Genomic DNA, 17,052 nt, shown 5'->3' with positions numbered 1-17,052 from the left:
CTCAATCACCAACTACAAACCCTGTCAGCACATCAGCAACGGTCACCGCAACTACTACTAATAAGGGAACTCTGGCTATACTTTGCCAATCTTCATCTTTCCTAACGGCGTTAATCACACCAACTAAAGAAACTGCAATATACAGTAAATAAATTGCTCGTAAAACGTTAAAGATTAGGCTGACTGCTGTTTGGGTATTACTATTGGTTTCCGTACCTTGTGTTAAAGTATTGCGGAAAAAACTCTCTGCTTTACCAAAAAATTGCGCCTGTGCAGGAAATGCAAAGTAATCTAGCCAAAATAAACTCAGAACCAGGGATACTGCTAGGATTTGACAGAACACAACCCAGGGCTTTGCTAAATTTACTCCTTGTCCAATTCGCTGGATGACTATTGCTAGTAAACTTCCCAGGAGCAAACAAAACAGCAGCACAGGACTTTTTAAACTGACAACGCTTAAAAATACAGCCACAGCTATCAAAAATGGTACTGATTCCACCACCATCACATACCATGATGACCACATACCTGCTAGTTTTTCAGATGTTTTCTGCCCCTTGGTTATTAAACCTCTGCTAAGTTTTTTCACCCTGTATTTTTCAGACATTTTGTAGTTTCCCTGTTAACGTTAGTCAGATTTATCCTGTTAATAAGAGCTAATATTTACATTGAAAAATTAAAAAAATTGGCACGCTTTAGCTTGACGATGTAAATTGAATTTATGTGGTCACAACATCATATACTCTCATAAGTTCACATCTTATTAAGGATAAGTTAACTGGTTTTTAATGTTCAGTTAAGTAGATGACTCCACTTATACCACACTACTGCCCACCGTTGGATCTGATTGACAAAATTACTGCATTTATGTCTAAACATTCTGTCTGGGATACTTGATTTTTCTCGATGAGTCATCAAGAATAAAAGAACCTCTAACAAGTTGTAGTCCATCTTGTTAAAAACCTAACCTTATCCAATTTTCTCAGTCCGCACCCTGCGGACTTTATTTATTTACCCAGAAATTCGCCACGGAACTGATTAACAACCCGGTCTAGTCCCACGGAATGGGCGGCTTTAAATAACAAGCGATCGCCTGGTTGCACAAATGTGATTAATCTAGTTACTAAGTCCCCATGACGGGTAAAACACTCTGTGGGAATACCCTTTGCACCAGCGATCATTGCTTGGGTATCTTCTCCATCTCCTAAAACTAACAACCCGTCTAATTCCAACTTTTGGACGGTTTCACCGACTCTGTGGTGCAATTGTCGGGATTTTTCCCCTAATTCTTTCATCGCCCCTAATACAGCGATCCTGCGTTTTCCCGGTGTATCCGCTAACAATTGCAAAGCTGCAATCATAGCTTCTGGTGCAGCATTATAGGTTTCATCTAAGATTAATATATCATCAGGTAAGCTCAACCTCTGCGATCGCCCGGTAGGCATATTCACCATCACCCCCCCTTGCAAACCTGACCAATCAACCCCTAAAACCTTCGCCACCGCCAACGCTGCTAAGAAGTTACTAGCATTGTGAACACCAGCTAAAGGTAAAGGTAACTGCATTTCCCCAACTCTAATAGTTTGTTGATCTAACACCACCCCTTGGATATCACCACCGCTCAAGCCATAAGTTAAAACTTCCCCCGACCAAACTTGTGCAGCGGTAGTCATTAATAGAGCATTATCATAATTAAGAATAGCAACCCCATCTTGAGGCATTTTCCCTAATAACTCACATTTAGCCTCCGCTATAGCTTGCTCAGAACCGAGTAACTCAATATGTGCAGTACCCACATTAGTAATTACCCCAATGGTAGGTCGAGCTATTTCCGTTAATTCCGCAATTTGTCCCCTCCCCCGCATCGCCATTTCAATCACAGCATAGTCATGTTCTGCACCCAGTTCTAATAAAGTTTTGGGTACACCGATTTCGTTGTTAAAATTGCCATGGGTTTTATGCACTGTTCCCTGAGTCCCCAACACTGCGGCGATGAGTTCCTTGGTGGTGGTTTTACCTACGGAACCAGTTACCCCCATCACAGGGATATTAAAGCGATCGCGCCACCATCTCCCCAGTTGCTGATATGCTTTTAAAGTATTCCCCACCCGCAACACAGGTAAACCTGGATACTCATCATCACCATCCACAATGGCCCCTAAAGCACCCTGACCTATGGCCGCGGCCACAAAATCATGACCGTCAAATTTTTCCCCCCGCAAAGCTAGAAACACCTCACCGGGTTTAATCATCCGGGTATCTGTTTGAATACCGCGGCTCATTTGTCCGAGAGCAGTTGCAGATAAATTCACAGGTTCAGCGCCCAGAACTGTTAACAGTTGGGAGATGGTGGTAGAGCAAGGCATAATTATCTAACAGCTTTTTTGTGATTTTTTTTAAGGTGTCGCCACATCAAATTATAGGAAGTTGTGACAACTCCGGGATATGAATTTACCCCACCCGTCCCCAGATGGCTCAATCACGTAACGCCTACGACGGAAGTTCAAATAAAATGGCTGGAATAATGATTCTTCTGTTTTTAACCTCGGTCGCTTGCTGGGTAAGGGTTCCAGCCTTTCACATCCTGGGGTAAAGTCCATTTCAGCCATCGCTTTTTCTGAACCTGGCTAACGCCACGCTATCGCTATCGGAAACTGCCTCTAGACTTATTGCCAGGTAAGGGTTTAAAATTGAGGGGTCCCCACTCGCTGGGGACATCAATCGAATGGAAACTAGGAAAGTACCTAAGAAGGACTCTAGTAATAGACAAGTCCCCACTCGCTGGGGACATCAATCGAATGGAAACCAGAAAGTTGCATAACGATAAGTCTCCTAAAAGCCTTGTCCCCACTCGCTGGGGACATTAATCGAATGGAAACGTCCAGAGGAAAGCGTACCGTAGATTAATCTGGATATCTTGATTTGTAGTTGGGTTAAGTTTAATTTGGGTTTCACTTTATTCAACGGGAAAACAGCAACAGTATTATTTATGATAGTTAAATAAATCCAAATAAAAACAATCCACCATGCAAACATTCGCAGTTACAGAAACAATTACCACCATCACAGAAGCTGAAAAAAGATTTAATTTAACTCGAAATCAATCCCCAGATTTTTTTACCGAATGGTATGATCAATTACCAGAATTAAATAACGATGATATTAAAAACCTAGAAACATTATGGCAACGTTATATTTATCATCGTTCCGGTGGACATTTATTAGAAAGTACCGTAATTTTATTACTCGTTTCTCCACTATTAACCATCGCTGGTTTATATGATCCACCTTTTAGAATTAAAGCAGAAGAATCAGTACAAATTATAATAGCTGATAGTGAAGAAACCTTACAGGGAAGAATTGATATTTTAGTATTAAAAGAAAGATTATGGATAATTGTAGTAGAATCTAAAAAAACAATGTTATCAGTTTGGTCAGCATTACCCCAAACTCTAGCTTATTTAATGGCTAATCCTGATCAAAATTATCCTGCTTTTGCGATGTTAACTAATGGTGATGATATAGTTTTTGTAAAAGTTGAAAATCAAAAATATGCAATATCTAGAGTATTTGCACCTTTTACTAATCAAAGTGAATTAGAAGTTGCTTGTCAAGTGTTGCGGAAAATAGCGGTAATAGTATGAATTATGTTCTTATCAATATAGAAAATAAAACAGGAGGCTAGTAAAAATGACCCAAGAATTAATAGACCTCAGAAATAGTATTTTACAAGGAAATTACACAGAAGCTTTAGCAATTATAGATGAATTAGAAGGAATGAGTAAACAAGCTAACATCAGACAAATTCAATCATTTTTAAAAATATTACTCATTCATTTAATTAAGTCCCCACTCGCTGGGGACATTAATCGAATGGAAACAGGGGGATAAAAACTAAACCGTTCAGTCAAATACAAATATTTAACCCCTACCTAGGTGTCAAGAACACCTAGAGGGGGTTTTCAACTTACTTACTCTCGACAAAATCCGCATCAATCACATCTTCACCCGTAGTCGTCCCACCAGCTTGAGCATAGACAGCGCTACCAATTTGCATCAGAGCTTGCTGTAACTCCTGAGTCAGAGACTTCATGCGGTCAAAATTATCTTGATTCATCGCCTCCCGTAAATCGGTAATCAGACCCTCAACACGAGTGCGATCGCTACTACTGACCTTATCACCCAGGTCTCTAATTTGTTTTTCAGCTTGATAAACCAAAGAATCCGCCAGATTCTTAGTATCAATTTGTTCACGGCGTTGGCGGTCTTCCTCCGCGTGAGCTTGTGCATCCCGCACCATGTTGTCTACATCTCGTTTATCGAGAGTCGAAGCACCAGTAATAGAAATCGACTGCTGTTTACCCGTGGCCTTATCTTGAGCGGTCACCGAAAGAATACCATTAGCATCAATATCAAAAGTTACGTCAATTTGCGGCACTCCCCTCGGTGCTGCGGGAATACCATCTAAGCGGAAAGTTCCTAAACTCTTGTTATCCCTAGCTAACTCCCTCTCACCTTGGAGAACATGAACCTCTACATTGGCTTGACCATCCGCCGCAGTAGAAAATATTTCTGACTTTTTCACCGGGATAGTAGTATTACGGTCAATAATCCTGGTCATCACACCGCCGAGGGTTTCCACACCCAGAGACAAGGGGGTAACATCCAGCAGCAGAATATCTTTCACCTCACCCGCTAACACCCCCGCTTGAATAGCAGCACCCACGGCGACAACTTCATCAGGGTTCACACCTTGACAGGGGTCTTGACCAATGATTCGCCGCACTAATTCTTGTACAGCAGGGATACGAGTGGAACCACCTACTAATACCACCTCATCAATCTGCTTATTACTCAGTTTCGCATCTTGCAAAGCTTGTTGCACAGGGTGACGACACCGGTCTAACAGATCCGCCGTCATCTCCTCAAATTCCGCCCTGGTCAAAGTCATATCCAGGTGTTGGGGTCCTGCGGGGGTAGCGGTGATAAAAGGTAAGTTAATATTAGTTTGGGTGGCGCTGGAAAGTTCAATTTTGGCTTTTTCCGCCGCTTCCGTTAATCTTTGCAAGGCTTGTTTATCTTGACGTAAATCAACACCTTGATTATGCTGGAACTCAACAGCTAACCAGTCAACAATCTTTTTATCAAAGTCGTCACCGCCTAAATGGGTGTCTCCACTGGTCGATTTAACCTCAAAGACACCATCCCCAACCTCCAAAATCGACACGTCAAAGGTCCCACCACCTAAGTCAAACACTAAGATAGTTTCATTTTCCTTTTTATCTAACCCATAAGCAAGGGCTGCTGCTGTGGGTTCGTTGATAATCCGCAAAACTTCTAACCCAGCAATTTTACCCGCGTCTTTTGTCGCCTGGCGTTGGGAGTCATTAAAATAAGCCGGAACTGTAATTACTGCTTGGGTGACTTTCTTCCCTAGATATTTACTCGCGTCATCTACCAGCTTCCGCAGCACTTGGGCGGAAACTTCCTCTGGTGCAAATTGTTTACCAGCTGCTACACAGTCTAATTTAACATTACCATTGCGATCGCGCAAGGTTTTGTAACTAACTTCTGTCGCCTCGTGGGTAATTTCCTCATATTTGCGCCCAATGAAGCGTTTCACAGAATAAAAGGTATTTTCTGGGTTGATCACTGCTTGTCGTCTCGCAATTTGACCCACTAACCGCTCACCAGATTTAGTATAAGCCACTACCGAAGGAGTCACCCGCTGACCCTCCGCATTGGGAATCACCACCGGGCGTCCCCCTTCGATCACCGCCGCGCAGGAGTTGGTCGTTCCTAAATCAATACCAATTACTTTCGCCATATTATCATCTTCCTCAGATGGCAATTTTCAACTTTTGTCACTCAGGAGGACTAGGTATTAGTCTTACCTAGTCCCCCAACCCTAGCTAAGATTTACTTTCACAGCTTTGTATTTCTGTGCTTCAGCTTTGGGTAAGGTTAAGCGCAAAATCCCATGGTCATACTTAGCTTTTACTTTCTCGTTCTCTACTGTTTGCGGTAAAGGTATGACTCGGTGAAATTGACCGTAAGCAAACTCAGACCGAGTTACTCCTTGTTTTTCCACCCTGGTCTCACTCTTTCTCTCACCACTAATAGATACTGAGTCACAACTAACTTGTATATCTATATCTTTGGCTTCTAAACCAGGAACTTCTAACCGCAGGTGAATTGCATCCTCCGTTTCTTCTAGCTCGGCAGCCGGTATAAATCCTAACTTAAATTCTTTACCACCACTGGGTATAAATCTATCCCAGAGGCGATTCATTTGGCGTTGTAAGGTGTCAATTTCTCGAAAAGGATCTAAATTTTCCCAGCGACGCAATGGTTCCCAAGGAGTTATGGCCATGGCCATCACCTCTAAAGATTAACATCCACTCTCAGGAGGCTTAATTTCAAGCTCTACACTCTCGGAATAACTGCTGATTGTCTCAATTCTCTTTGCTCTCTCACTGAGCTTAATCTCAAGCTTCCTAATTCACACCTTAAACGAAATCTCCCTGGACTCGGTTCGGTTTTATGGTGAGGTGCGATCGCAATAACCGTACTTTGTTGATAAATACACAATTTGTAACAAAAGTTGGTGAGCAATTAATTATGCAAATATGCATTAATACATTATAATACCTAGGATGTTAACTTAACGAAGGGATATTAGAAATCAGAAAATAAATTTATATAGAAAAATTGGCATGGCTGCATACTAAAAATCAAAAATAGCAAAACATCAGCCATAATGGTTTCTAAATTATGCAATAATTAACTCAAAATTGCATTTTTGTTTAATCTCGTAAAAAATCATTATCTATGGATAAAAATTTAATAATTGATGTGGGTGTTCATTTGGGTGAAGACACTGAATACTATTTAAAAAAAGGATTTCGAGTAGTGGGTATAGAAGCTGATCCTCAGCTTTATCAAACTACAAAAAAGCGACTACAATCCTATATAAATGATGGTCAACTGCAACTTCTTAATGTCGCCATAGCCGCACAAGATGGCGACATTACTTTCTATACTAATCTAAACAATAGTGAATGGGTTTATTTATGATATTCCTCTAGGTAAAAAGCTCTTAGAAGCACTCAATGTGATAGAACCGTGGTATGATACCCATGCCAGTCTGTGAAGATACTACAGGTAGAAAGAATAGTTTTCAATAATTAAACAAATGGAAAAAGTATGACACACTTCGGTACTATCTGCCCAGCTGCTACTGGACATTTAAACACAATGACTGCTTTAGGACGTGAACTCCAAAGACGAGGGCATCGTGTCACAGTATTGGGTATGCCTGATGCAGAAGCAAATGCCAAAGTTGCTGGCTTAGAATTTAGACCTATTTCACAAGTTGATTTTCCCGTAGGAACAACAGCAAAATTTTATGAAGAACTAGGCAAGTTAACAGGGTTGGCAGCATTGCGTTACACAATTTATTTATCTGAAAAAACAACACATTTATTTTTGCGTGATGCCCCACAAGTTATTAAAGATGCAGGAATAGAAGCACTGATAATTGATGAATGTATATTCGGAGGAAGCACTGTTGCCGACTTACTAAATATTCCCTTTGTTACAGCTGCTTCTGCTTTAGTCAACGGGTTTGATAATACTATTCCCCCAGCTTTTACAACCTGGAAATATAACCCTGCTTGGTGGTCAAGATTACGTAATCGTGTTGGTTATGGGGTAATTCGTAGTTTTGCTAAACCTATTTACAAGGTGATTTCCGCATATCGCCAAAAGTCTAATATGCCTCCTTGTGAGAATATTAATGACTTTTATTCTGTTTCCAAATTGGCAATTATTAGTCAACAACCACCAGAGTTTGAATACCCAAGACATAATTTAAACGGAATCCTCCATTTTACAGGACCTCACTTTGATCCTACAGTTAGAAAACCAATTGATTTCCCCTATGAAAAATTGAATGATCAACCCTTAATTTATGCTTCAATGGGGACATTACAAAATCGTCTCACTGATATTTTCTATAAAATTGCTGAAGCTTGTGTAGGTTTAGATGCACAATTAGTTATTGCCCTGGGAGGTGGATTAGAAACTCAAGCATTGCCTAACTTACCGGGAAATCCCATCCTTGTCAAATATGCACCACAATTAGAATTGTTACAAAAGGCCAGTCTGACTATTTGCCACGCTGGGACAAATACGGTGTTAGAATCTCTTTTTTATGGTGTACCTATGGTGACTATTCCTACTGCTAATGATCAGTCAGGAGTTGCTTCCCGTATTGCTTGGAGTGGTGTAGGGCAATTTATTACTCCTTCACGTTTGACAACTGATAGATTACGCCAATCTATTCAAGAAGTGCTAACGCAACCATCTTATCAAGAAAATGCACTCAGACTAAAAACTGCTATTCAAAAAGCCGGAGGTGTTCCTCGTGCTGTGGATATTATTGAGGAGGTAATCTCAAATAATTTAAAATCCAAAAATTGACAGGTTATCAAAATTAATATCTACTAAAACTAACAAACTAATTGCACAATATGGCTAAACAATATATACCCAACGCCTTCTTAAAAATTGAAAATTACCAAGTAAATGCTATCTTTGCTTGGAGTCAACGCTCACCAGAAATTATCCCTGATCAATCTTGGTTAACCATTTTAGAAATATTTGTTCATGAGCATGACATTAAATCAGCTTATCAAATATTTCAACAAGTAAAATCAGCCGCAATTAACGAGCAAGTTACTAGAGAAATAGAAAAATATCAACATTTAACCAATAACGCTATCATCTTTTTATCAGACAAAAGCCTCACGCTTTTTGGTAAAGGCTTCCGCAGCTTTATTGAAAAAGAAGATGAATATGAACTTGCACCATTAAGCCAAAATAATTACCAAGTATTGACACAATTTTTTGCAGAAAATAACCTCAAAAACGACCTAGATCAAATTAACAGTATTGACAGTTTTTGCCAATTAGTTATGTATCTAGAAAAAATTGGTTTATTGTCAGTTGCTACCCATTCTCTAAATTGGGGAGATTTGAAAAAAACTGTTCCTATTTGTCAAGCATTTGGATTAACCAGAGGAACACCCATTGACAGATACTATCTGAATAAATTTATAGGGGAAGTTAAACATGAAATTATTGGTAATGTCCTAGAAATAGGAGGAACTCCAAAAGATAAAGATTTTTATCAAATTAACCCCGGTACATCATACAAAATCCTCAACTTAGAACCTGGACCGGGAGTAGATATAGTTGGGGATGTTCACGACCCATCAATCATTGAACCAGAATCCTTTGACTCCATAATTATTTTTAATGTCTTAGAACATTGTTATGCGCCCTGGATAGCAGTAGAAAACATGCTGACTTGGTTAAAACCCGGTGGTAAATGTTTCGCCATGGTACCAAGCGCCATTAGAGTTCATGCTACACCCGCCGATTACTGGCGACCCTTACCAGATGCTTTTGCTTACATCTTTAGAAACTATACTCAACAGCAACTGTACATCTACGGTAACCCCACAACTGTCATTGCTAGTTATCATGGAATTGCCGTAGAAGAACTGACAACAGAAGAATTAGACGCCTATCATCCAGATTATGCCGTGGCAACTTGTATAATGGCTACAAAATAAACCTAAATTATCTGTCTACATCTGTCATCAATCAATTCCGAATATACCTTTAACGATCAAAACCAATGAGCAGTATTAATTTCGATATCCAACCAGAAATATCAGTTATACTTTGCACCTACAACAGGGAAAGTTACCTCAAAAATTGTATTGATAGTGTGATTAATCAAACCTTTAAAGATTGGGAACTTTTGGTCGTAGACGATGGTAGTCAAGACCAGACCTTTGAACTCGTTGACTCATATCTGCAAAGATTACCTAATATTCGTTATCTAAAACATCGTAATCGTAAATTAGGCTACTCTAAAAATATAGGTATTCAATCATCACTAGGGAATTATATTACATTTATAGACAGTGATGATACTTACAAATCCCATCACCTAGAATCCCGTCTAGAATATATGCTCACCCACCCAGAAATAGACATAATCCAAGGAGGATTTGACTACGATGACGAGATTTTTGTAGTTGACTATTTTCAGCCAGGTAAAACAATTAACTTGAGGGAGTGTGTTTTAGGTCCTACATTTTTCGGCAAGAAAAAAGTTTTTTTGGAACTAAATGGATTTAATAATATTGCCTATGGAGAAGATACAGACTTTTGGGAACGAGTCAAGAAAATATTTTCCACTGCAAAAATAACCGAACCAGAAACTTATGTTTACACCAGAGCCAGCGATAGTATTACTAAAACCGTTCTCGAGCAAACTTCCCCATCTAGCTAACTAGTTGATATGACAACTAACAGTTTACTATATCCCATCAGCAGTTTTTTTTCTCAGTGTATATCTGCTGCTAGGAGGCTATTAATTTTAGGAATTGTGCTTGGCTTTTGTCTGATCATCTTATCTGGTTGTCAACCTTTAGCACAAAAAGACGATGGCGTAATTCACCTCACACTTTGGCAAGGCATTAATCCACCAGTTAACCGGGATGTGTTTAACAAACTGGTAGATAAATTTAATCAAACTCATGCTGATATTCAGGTAGAATCTATCTTTGCTGGACTTGACCAATTACCGAAAATCCTCGCCGCAGTGGTGGGGAATGTCCCCCCGGATATTCTCAGCTTTTCTCCCCAAATTACCGGCCAGTTAGTGGAATTAGGAGCAATTCGCCCCTTAGATGACTGGTTAGCCACCTTCCCAGGTAAGTCGGAAGTTAACCCCAATTTATTTGAGGAGTTAACATTAAACAATCAACTGTGGTCGATTCCTCTTTATACTAGCAATATAGGTATTTTCTACCGTCCCCAACTTTTCCAAGCGGCAGGAATCACCCAGACACCCAAGACATGGGAAGAACTCAGAGCAGCGGCCAAAAAACTCACCATAGACCGGAATGGCGATCGCATACCAGAACAGTATGGAATATTACTACCTTTGGGTAAGGGCGAATGGACTGTATTTAGTTGGTTTCCCTTTTTATTGAGTGCTGGGGGGGAGGTAGTCAGCAATCATCAGCCCAACCTGACAAACCCAGGGGCGATCGACGCCTTACAATTTTGGCAAGACCTATTACAAGACGGTTCAGCTATCCTTTCACCCCCAGAAAGGGGTTATGAAGAAGATGGCTTTTTAAGCGGGCGTGTAGCAATGCAAATTACCGGCCCTTGGACTTATATTACTAAGTCTAACATTGATTATGATGTGTTTCCCATTCCCGGAAGTGTGACACAAGCCACAGTCACAGGAACGGGAAATATGTATGTCATGAAAACTACACCCGAAAGAGAAGCCGCCGCCCAGAAGTTTTTAGAGTATGTTTTAAGTGAACAGTTCCAAACAGAATGGAGTATTGGCACAGGTTTTTTACCAGTTAACCTCAAATCCGCTCAAAGTCAAGCCTATCAGGAATATGCAGCCACCAAACCTTGGTTAAAAGTCTTCATTGACCAAATGCACACAGCAGGCGCTAGACCGATTATTGCCGGATATAGTCGTTTATCCGACAGCTTAGGTAGAGCCATCGAGTCCAGCTTGCTCGGTCAACCCCCAGCAAAAGCTTTGCAAGTAGCCCAAGAACGGTTAGAACTGATTTGGCAGAATGTAAAGTAAAAGCCACAAAAAAATTTTTTTCTGAACCTGTAACAACTACAATTACTATTGATGCTAGATAATGGGAAAGCCTTGACATTTACTAACCCATCTAGCCCGACAGAATCAAACTAACACCTATGCGAACTCACTATTGCGGCGAACTCCGAAAAAAACATATTGGAGAAACTGTTACCTTGTATGGATGGGTAGACCGTCGCCGCGATCATGGGGGCGTGATCTTCTTAGATTTGCGCGATCGCTCTGGGATTGTGCAAATCGTTAGCGACCCCCAACGCACCCCAGATTCCTACCAACAGGCTAACACTCTGCGCAATGAATACGTTGTGGAAATTAGCGGGAGAGTCACACAACGGCCGGAGGAATCCTTAAATCCCCGCATCCCCAGCGGCGAAGTAGAAATCTACGCGGATAAAATTACACTACTTAACGGGGTTCGCAAACAGCTACCATTTCAAGTTTCCACCGTGGAAACCGAAAATGTCCGGGAAGACCTGCGGCTGAGGTATCGTTATTTGGATTTACGACGGGAGCGCATGGCGCACAATATGCAATTGCGTCATCAAGTCGTTAAAGCCATGCGTCGCTACCTAGAAGACCTGGAAGGGTTCATAGAAATAGAAACCCCCGTACTCACCCGTTCCACCCCCGAAGGTGCCAGGGATTACATCTTACCCAGTCGCTCCAACCCCGGGGAGTGGTTTGCCTTACCCCAATCACCCCAGCTATTTAAACAAATCCTCATGGTATCGGGCATGGATAGATATTATCAGATTGCCCGTTGCTTCCGTGATGAAGACCTGCGCGCCGACAGACAACCAGAATTTACTCAGTTAGACATGGAAATGAGTTTCATGTCTCAAGAGGAAATTATCGCCCTCAATGAAAAATTAGTGGCTCATATCTTTAAAACAGTTAAAGGCATAGAGCTAAACTTACCATTTCCCCGTCTCACCTACGCCCAAGCCATGGAACGCTATGGTACTGATAAACCAGATACCCGCTATGGCTTGGAATTAGTCAATGTCTCCGATATCCTCCAAGACTCCGGTTTTAAAGTCTTTCGAGATGCGATCGCCCATGGTGGTACTGTTAAAATACTGCCCATACCCCAAGGTAACGACCTAATTTCTAACGTCCGCATCAAACCAGGCGGTGACCTATTCAAAGAAGCTACCGAAGCTGGAGCCAAAGGTTTAGCTTTTATCCGCGTCCGCGAACATGGCGAAATCGACACCATAGGCGCTATTAAAGACAACCTCACCCCAGAGCAAAAACAGGAAATCTTGCAGCGTACCGGTGCAAAACCCGGACATTTATTATTATTTGGCGCTGGTGACACCGCCACAGTTAATAAAACCCTAGACAGATTACGCCAAGTCGTCGCCAGAGAATTTAAATTAATCAATCCCGAAAAAATTAACTTACTCTGGATTACAGACTTCCCCATGTTCGAGTGGAACGCCGAAGAGAAACGCCTCGAAGCACTACACCACCCCTTTACAGCACCCCATCCCGAAGATGTGAGTGACCTAAAAACCGCCCGCGCCCAAGCCTACGACCTAGTATTAAACGGCTTAGAAATTGGCGGCGGTAGTCTGCGAATTTATCAAGGGGACATTCAACAGCAAGTATTTGCAGCTATTGGTTTATCTACCGCAGAAGCCCATGATAAATTTGGCTTTCTCCTCGAAGCCTTTGAATATGGCACACCCCCCCATGGTGGAATTGCCTATGGTTTAGACCGTTTAGTTATGTTACTAGCCGGTGAGGAATCCATTCGGGATGTCATCGCTTTCCCCAAAACACAACAAGCCCGTTGTTTGCTCACAGATGCACCTTCTGGCGTAGATGTCAAGCAACTCAAAGAATTAAACGTTGCATCTACCTACAAACCAAAACCCTAACCACACCCGAACCTAGGGACAGTTAATCAATTGTCCCTACCGTTCACCCAGCAACTACCGACCAGCCCGGGTAACCTCTGGACGCACAATATAATTATAAGCCGCCACATCACTAGGTAGAGGTTCCATTCTCCCCTGATCTACTAGAGCTTGGTGGATAAAAGCCGCAGCAGTAGAACGCCTCAAAGCCTGATTAGGATTAAGTACCCTAGGATTGGGATAATTAACCACCATATTTCGCTGTGTAGCTATGCCTACATCATTAAGAGCATACTCGGGAATTTGTTCGGCATCTGTATAATAATCCCGCGCCAGTGCAGCCATAGGTGTACTGGGTACCGGTGCTACTACTAAAGGCTGCATTAAAGAAGTCATCGCCAGGGGTAAGTATCTCGGTCTTCTCGCAACCCGCCGAGTTTCCGGTGTTAAATTCAAGCCTCTAGTGAGGGTGACTAGAGCCTCTAGTCTGGAAACTGGTTGATTGGGAGCAAAGAAACCACCCGGATAAGCGCTCATAAATCCCTGCTGATAGGCTTCCTCAATAGCTGGAGAAGCCCAATATCCTGGAGGTACATCGGCGAAAACACTCCCATCTTCAATTTCCCGCACTGCTTCTTGGTCAAATGCTTGACGAAGCATCGCCGCGAACTCATCACGTTGTACAGCTTGTTCGGGTCGGAATGTCCCATCTGGATATCCGACAACAATATTTCTTTGGGCTAAACGCTCAATGAATGGTTGCGCCCAATAGTCCCCAGGAACATCACGAAAAGTATTCTGTGCTAAAACTGGAGATGTTAAACTTACTGCTAGCCCTAGGGCGAATAAGGATGTACTAAATCCAGTAGACATTTAAACATACCTCCATTAATTTAAATCAAATTAATTAGCTTGAAATTTAATCTATACTGATAATATTTCAGATATTTACTATAGTTATCTATCTATCGATTCAAACAGTTATATCTCAAATTAGGCAGCACCTTATGGCTAAGGTAAATATTACCAACTGGTGTATAGGCTCTTCCCTCAGAAATATATTTGAGTATTTTGTTAACCAGTCAATCTGCTAGAAGTAGTAAATTACAACTTCCGCAAACTCACCCGCTAGCAAGACATAATCACATCTGACTTATCTTAGGATTGTAATAAGTGGAGATTTAGGTAAATAGTAATATGGTTCTTTATAAACTTGCAGACTTGAGTCCTGGGTATACAAGTACTGAATTTGATAATTATGAAATCCGAGATTTCGATGTTTACTCGGATGTTAATAACGAAAAAGTCGGCACAGTCAACAATATTTTAGTAGATGATACAGGACATTTTCGTTATCTGGTTGTTGATACAGGTTTTTGGGTTTTTGGTAAACAGGTGTTATTACCAATTGGCCGCTCCCGCATTAGCTATGGTGATCGACGGGTGTATGCTACAGGACTTACCCGAGAGCAAGTAGAAAGCCTACCGCAGTTTGACGAACTCGAACGGGTTGACTACGATTATGAAGAGCGGGTACGGGGAGTTTATCGCCCTCCCTTTGCAGAAACACCTTTAGAAACTTCCACACCTGTAGAGGCTACAGCACCTTTAGATACTCCATCAGCTTATGCTGAGACTACAGCACCTTTAGATACTCCATCAGCTTATGCTGAGACTACAGCCCCCAGGCGTGATACTTATACTTACGACCAAGAGCCGTATTTATATAACATAAATGAGCAAAATCACCAACATCTCAAACTTTATGAAGAAAGGTTAGTTGCTGATAAATCCCGGATGAAAACCGGAGAGGTTGCAGTTGGTAAGCACGTGGAAACAGATACAGCCAAAGTTTCTGTACCAGTGGAAAGAGAACGGGTAGTCATTGAACGCACTACTCCCACAGATGCGGGACGCATAGCGGCCCCCGGTGAAGTTGATTTTCGTGAAGGTGAAGTTGCACGGGTGGATATTTACGAAGAAACCCCAGAAATACGCAAGGAAGCTGTTGTACGGGAAGAAGTGGAAGTTAAAAAGGTGGTAGAAACAGATACAGTTGAGGCTCAAGAACAACTGCGTCGGGAAGAGTTAGATGTGAAGAAAAATAATCAACGCTCCCGGAAAAGAAAGACTTGATGATTATTGCAGTGGATCAATTTTGGGGGTATCCTATCCCCTACCCCCTGCTCCCTTAGTTTCATGTCTCAAACACATATCAATCAATCATCTATTCTGGCACTGATCAGCGATTTTGGCGATCGCGATGTTTATGTAAGTGTCATGAAAGGTGCGATCGCCCAAATCAATCCCCATATTAGGGTAGTTGATTTGACACATCAAATACCGCGGCAAAATATCGCCGCGGCGCGGTTTTGTCTGATGAACGCTTACCCCTATTTCCCAGTAGGTACAGTATATGTCGCCGTGGTAGACCCGGGAGTAGGAAGTCAACGCCGAGCGATCGCCCTAGAATTTCCCCAAGGCTTGCTAGTAGGGCCAGATAATGGTATATTTAGCGGTGTATTGTCTCAAAGTCCGGCAACTCGCGCCGTAGAACTGACTAACTCTCAATATTGGCGCACACCCCAACCCAGCCACACCTTCCACGGTAGAGATATCTTTGCACCTGTGGGCGCTCATCTGGCTGGTGAGATTGATTTAAAACATCTGGGAGCAGAAATTGATACCGCCTCTTTGGTCAAGTTGGATCTTGGGCAATGTCAGAAAACCAACACCGGAGTTAGGGGTTACATTCAATATATTGATACTTTTGGTAACTTAATTAGTAATATTCCTGGGGAATACGTCTTAGGTAAAAATTGGTCTGTGCAAGTTTCTGGCTTGACTATACCCGGATGTGTGACTTATAGTGATGTCAAAGTCGGCGAAGCCGGGGCTTTAGTTGGTAGTCATGGCTGGGTAGAAATTGCCATTAACAGCGGCAATGCTTCCCTACAATTACAAGTTAACTGCCAAGATCAGTTAGAAGTTTTATTTTTAGGTAGATGAAATTTACACATCCCCTGGTTGAAACACAGGGTATTCTAAACTGATGTTGCTACGAGGTCTAAAGGCGTGCTACGGAACGTTTACGATATAATTTACTTAATCACTTAATAAATAAGTCAACTAGTCTTGGGACTGTCAAATCCCCCATACTCACCTTGGGCTAAGGTCATACTTAGCTGTGTGGCTACTTAATGGGTGCATCTTTTGGGGTTTTCACCATATTTGTGCATGCTTTTCCTGATCTTAACTGAACAGAAATGCTTTGTAAATACCTGTCAAAACCTTTTTGTTAAGGATACGACAGGATAAATCCTGTTGAGTCGCGTTTCATCCCCTCGCTAAAGCCTAGGGGTTCTCACGCTCCCACTATGTTTTGATAGTGCGCTCTTTTAACCAAACCGTTGGAAAACAATTTGGGGTCGCTTAACCGCCTCCCCATGGGATAGCATTTTTGTA

The 17,052-nt window shown here is 41.7% G+C and carries 16 protein-coding genes; 10 read left to right on the top strand and 6 right to left on the bottom strand.

Annotated features, from left to right (window positions below; translation table 11 throughout):
• Position 1: 1 nt before the first annotated feature.
• The 3 genes from IM676_RS11260 to IM676_RS11250 all read right to left on the bottom strand — a co-directional run bounded on the left by IM676_RS11260 (position 2) and on the right by IM676_RS11250 (position 2,609).
• Positions 2–526, bottom strand: a complete 525-nt coding sequence (locus tag IM676_RS11260) for a hypothetical protein (RefSeq protein WP_404799842.1) — start codon at positions 524–526, stop codon at positions 2–4.
• 481 nt (positions 527–1,007) lie between these two features.
• Positions 1,008–2,366 (bottom strand): UDP-N-acetylmuramoyl-tripeptide--D-alanyl-D-alanine ligase, encoded by a 1,359-nt coding sequence (locus IM676_RS11255; RefSeq protein WP_200987002.1) that lies wholly within the window; start codon positions 2,364–2,366, stop codon positions 1,008–1,010.
• A gap of 51 nt (positions 2,367–2,417) precedes the next feature.
• Positions 2,418–2,609 carry a hypothetical protein gene (locus IM676_RS11250; RefSeq protein WP_200987001.1) on the bottom strand — a complete coding sequence of 64 codons (192 nt, stop codon included), beginning with the start codon at positions 2,607–2,609 and terminating at the stop codon, positions 2,418–2,420.
• A 417-nt stretch (positions 2,610–3,026) separates the two neighbouring features.
• Here IM676_RS11250 and IM676_RS11245 point away from each other — a divergent pair, with 417 nt between their 5' ends.
• Together IM676_RS11245 and IM676_RS11240 are read left to right on the top strand one after the other, a co-directional pair.
• Positions 3,027–3,644, top strand: coding sequence for a type I restriction endonuclease (locus IM676_RS11245; RefSeq protein ID WP_200987000.1), 618 nt, complete (start codon positions 3,027–3,029; stop codon positions 3,642–3,644).
• Between the two features lie 46 nt (positions 3,645–3,690).
• On the top strand, positions 3,691–3,891 hold the full coding sequence (locus IM676_RS11240; protein WP_200990297.1) for a hypothetical protein: 201 nt from the start codon (positions 3,691–3,693) through the stop codon (positions 3,889–3,891).
• A 76-nt stretch (positions 3,892–3,967) separates the two neighbouring features.
• Here the strand turns inward: IM676_RS11240 and dnaK are convergent, their stop codons facing one another.
• Both dnaK and IM676_RS11230 read right to left on the bottom strand, forming a co-directional pair.
• The gene (gene dnaK, locus IM676_RS11235) at positions 3,968–5,827 is read right to left on the bottom strand and encodes a molecular chaperone DnaK (RefSeq protein ID WP_200986999.1); all 1,860 of its coding nucleotides are present in this window, start codon (positions 5,825–5,827) and stop codon (positions 3,968–3,970) included.
• Positions 5,828–5,908: 81 nt separating this feature from the next.
• On the bottom strand, positions 5,909–6,373 hold the full coding sequence (locus tag IM676_RS11230; protein ID WP_200986998.1) for an Hsp20/alpha crystallin family protein: 465 nt from the start codon (positions 6,371–6,373) through the stop codon (positions 5,909–5,911).
• A 458-nt stretch (positions 6,374–6,831) separates the two neighbouring features.
• Here IM676_RS11230 and IM676_RS11225 point away from each other — a divergent pair, with 458 nt between their 5' ends.
• The 6 genes from IM676_RS11225 to aspS all read left to right on the top strand — a co-directional run bounded on the left by IM676_RS11225 (position 6,832) and on the right by aspS (position 13,608).
• Positions 6,832–7,077: a class I SAM-dependent methyltransferase gene (locus IM676_RS11225; RefSeq protein ID WP_200986997.1), complete on the top strand. Its 246-nt coding sequence runs from the start codon at positions 6,832–6,834 to the stop codon at positions 7,075–7,077.
• A gap of 129 nt (positions 7,078–7,206) precedes the next feature.
• The gene (locus tag IM676_RS11220) at positions 7,207–8,484 is read left to right on the top strand and encodes a glycosyltransferase (RefSeq protein ID WP_200986996.1); all 1,278 of its coding nucleotides are present in this window, start codon (positions 7,207–7,209) and stop codon (positions 8,482–8,484) included.
• A gap of 50 nt (positions 8,485–8,534) precedes the next feature.
• Positions 8,535–9,641 carry a methyltransferase domain-containing protein gene (locus IM676_RS11215; protein ID WP_200986995.1) on the top strand — a complete coding sequence of 369 codons (1,107 nt, stop codon included), beginning with the start codon at positions 8,535–8,537 and terminating at the stop codon, positions 9,639–9,641.
• Between the two features lie 65 nt (positions 9,642–9,706).
• Positions 9,707–10,369, top strand: coding sequence for a glycosyltransferase family 2 protein (locus tag IM676_RS11210; RefSeq protein ID WP_200986994.1), 663 nt, complete (start codon positions 9,707–9,709; stop codon positions 10,367–10,369).
• Between the two features lie 9 nt (positions 10,370–10,378).
• Entirely contained in the window at positions 10,379–11,701 is a 1,323-nt protein-coding gene (locus IM676_RS11205) for an ABC transporter substrate-binding protein (protein WP_200986993.1), read from the top strand.
• A gap of 119 nt (positions 11,702–11,820) precedes the next feature.
• Positions 11,821–13,608 (top strand): aspartate--tRNA ligase, encoded by a 1,788-nt coding sequence (aspS, locus tag IM676_RS11200; RefSeq protein WP_200986992.1) that lies wholly within the window; start codon positions 11,821–11,823, stop codon positions 13,606–13,608.
• A 54-nt stretch (positions 13,609–13,662) separates the two neighbouring features.
• On the opposite strand, the gene IM676_RS11195 is transcribed toward aspS, so the two are convergent.
• Positions 13,663–14,460, bottom strand: coding sequence for an S-layer homology domain-containing protein (locus tag IM676_RS11195; RefSeq protein WP_200986991.1), 798 nt, complete (start codon positions 14,458–14,460; stop codon positions 13,663–13,665).
• A 324-nt stretch (positions 14,461–14,784) separates the two neighbouring features.
• Here IM676_RS11195 and IM676_RS11190 point away from each other — a divergent pair, with 324 nt between their 5' ends.
• Positions 14,785–15,723 carry a DUF2382 domain-containing protein gene (locus IM676_RS11190; protein ID WP_200986990.1) on the top strand — a complete coding sequence of 313 codons (939 nt, stop codon included), beginning with the start codon at positions 14,785–14,787 and terminating at the stop codon, positions 15,721–15,723.
• Positions 15,724–15,786: 63 nt separating this feature from the next.
• A complete protein-coding gene (locus IM676_RS11185) occupies positions 15,787–16,596 on the top strand; it encodes an SAM hydrolase/SAM-dependent halogenase family protein (protein ID WP_200986989.1) in 810 nt (269 codons plus the stop codon).
• Positions 16,597–17,052: the final 456 nt, after the last annotated feature.

It is taken from the genome of Anabaenopsis elenkinii CCIBt3563, from assembly GCF_015245355.1.
Taxonomy (GTDB): Bacteria; Cyanobacteriota; Cyanobacteriia; order Cyanobacteriales; family Nostocaceae; genus Anabaenopsis; species Anabaenopsis elenkinii.
The sequence above is the reverse complement of the archived record's forward strand: the minus strand, read 5'-3'. Positions and strand labels throughout refer to the sequence as shown.

What these genes read in the sequence shown, in the direction of transcription:
- IM676_RS11250 (WP_200987001.1), bottom strand. Translation starts at nt 2,609, where the DNA reads ATGGCTGAAATGGACTTTACCCCAGGATGTGAAAGGCTGGAACCCTTA.
- IM676_RS11205 (WP_200986993.1), top strand. Translation starts at nt 10,379, where the DNA reads ATGACAACTAACAGTTTACTATATCCCATCAGCAGTTTTTTTTCTCAG.
- IM676_RS11245 (WP_200987000.1), top strand. Translation starts at nt 3,027, where the DNA reads ATGCAAACATTCGCAGTTACAGAAACAATTACCACCATCACAGAAGCT.
- IM676_RS11185 (WP_200986989.1), top strand. Translation starts at nt 15,787, where the DNA reads ATGTCTCAAACACATATCAATCAATCATCTATTCTGGCACTGATCAGC.
- IM676_RS11230 (WP_200986998.1), bottom strand. Translation starts at nt 6,373, where the DNA reads ATGGCCATAACTCCTTGGGAACCATTGCGTCGCTGGGAAAATTTAGAT.
- IM676_RS11210 (WP_200986994.1), top strand. Translation starts at nt 9,707, where the DNA reads ATGAGCAGTATTAATTTCGATATCCAACCAGAAATATCAGTTATACTT.
- IM676_RS11260 (WP_404799842.1), bottom strand. Translation starts at nt 526, where the DNA reads ATGTGGTCATCATGGTATGTGATGGTGGTGGAATCAGTACCATTTTTG.
- IM676_RS11220 (WP_200986996.1), top strand. Translation starts at nt 7,207, where the DNA reads ATGACACACTTCGGTACTATCTGCCCAGCTGCTACTGGACATTTAAAC.
- IM676_RS11190 (WP_200986990.1), top strand. Translation starts at nt 14,785, where the DNA reads ATGGTTCTTTATAAACTTGCAGACTTGAGTCCTGGGTATACAAGTACT.
- aspS (WP_200986992.1), top strand. Translation starts at nt 11,821, where the DNA reads ATGCGAACTCACTATTGCGGCGAACTCCGAAAAAAACATATTGGAGAA.
- dnaK (WP_200986999.1), bottom strand. Translation starts at nt 5,827, where the DNA reads ATGGCGAAAGTAATTGGTATTGATTTAGGAACGACCAACTCCTGCGCG.
- IM676_RS11240 (WP_200990297.1), top strand. Translation starts at nt 3,691, where the DNA reads ATGACCCAAGAATTAATAGACCTCAGAAATAGTATTTTACAAGGAAAT.
- IM676_RS11195 (WP_200986991.1), bottom strand. Translation starts at nt 14,460, where the DNA reads ATGTCTACTGGATTTAGTACATCCTTATTCGCCCTAGGGCTAGCAGTA.
- IM676_RS11255 (WP_200987002.1), bottom strand. Translation starts at nt 2,366, where the DNA reads ATGCCTTGCTCTACCACCATCTCCCAACTGTTAACAGTTCTGGGCGCT.
- IM676_RS11225 (WP_200986997.1), top strand. Translation starts at nt 6,832, where the DNA reads ATGGATAAAAATTTAATAATTGATGTGGGTGTTCATTTGGGTGAAGAC.
- IM676_RS11215 (WP_200986995.1), top strand. Translation starts at nt 8,535, where the DNA reads ATGGCTAAACAATATATACCCAACGCCTTCTTAAAAATTGAAAATTAC.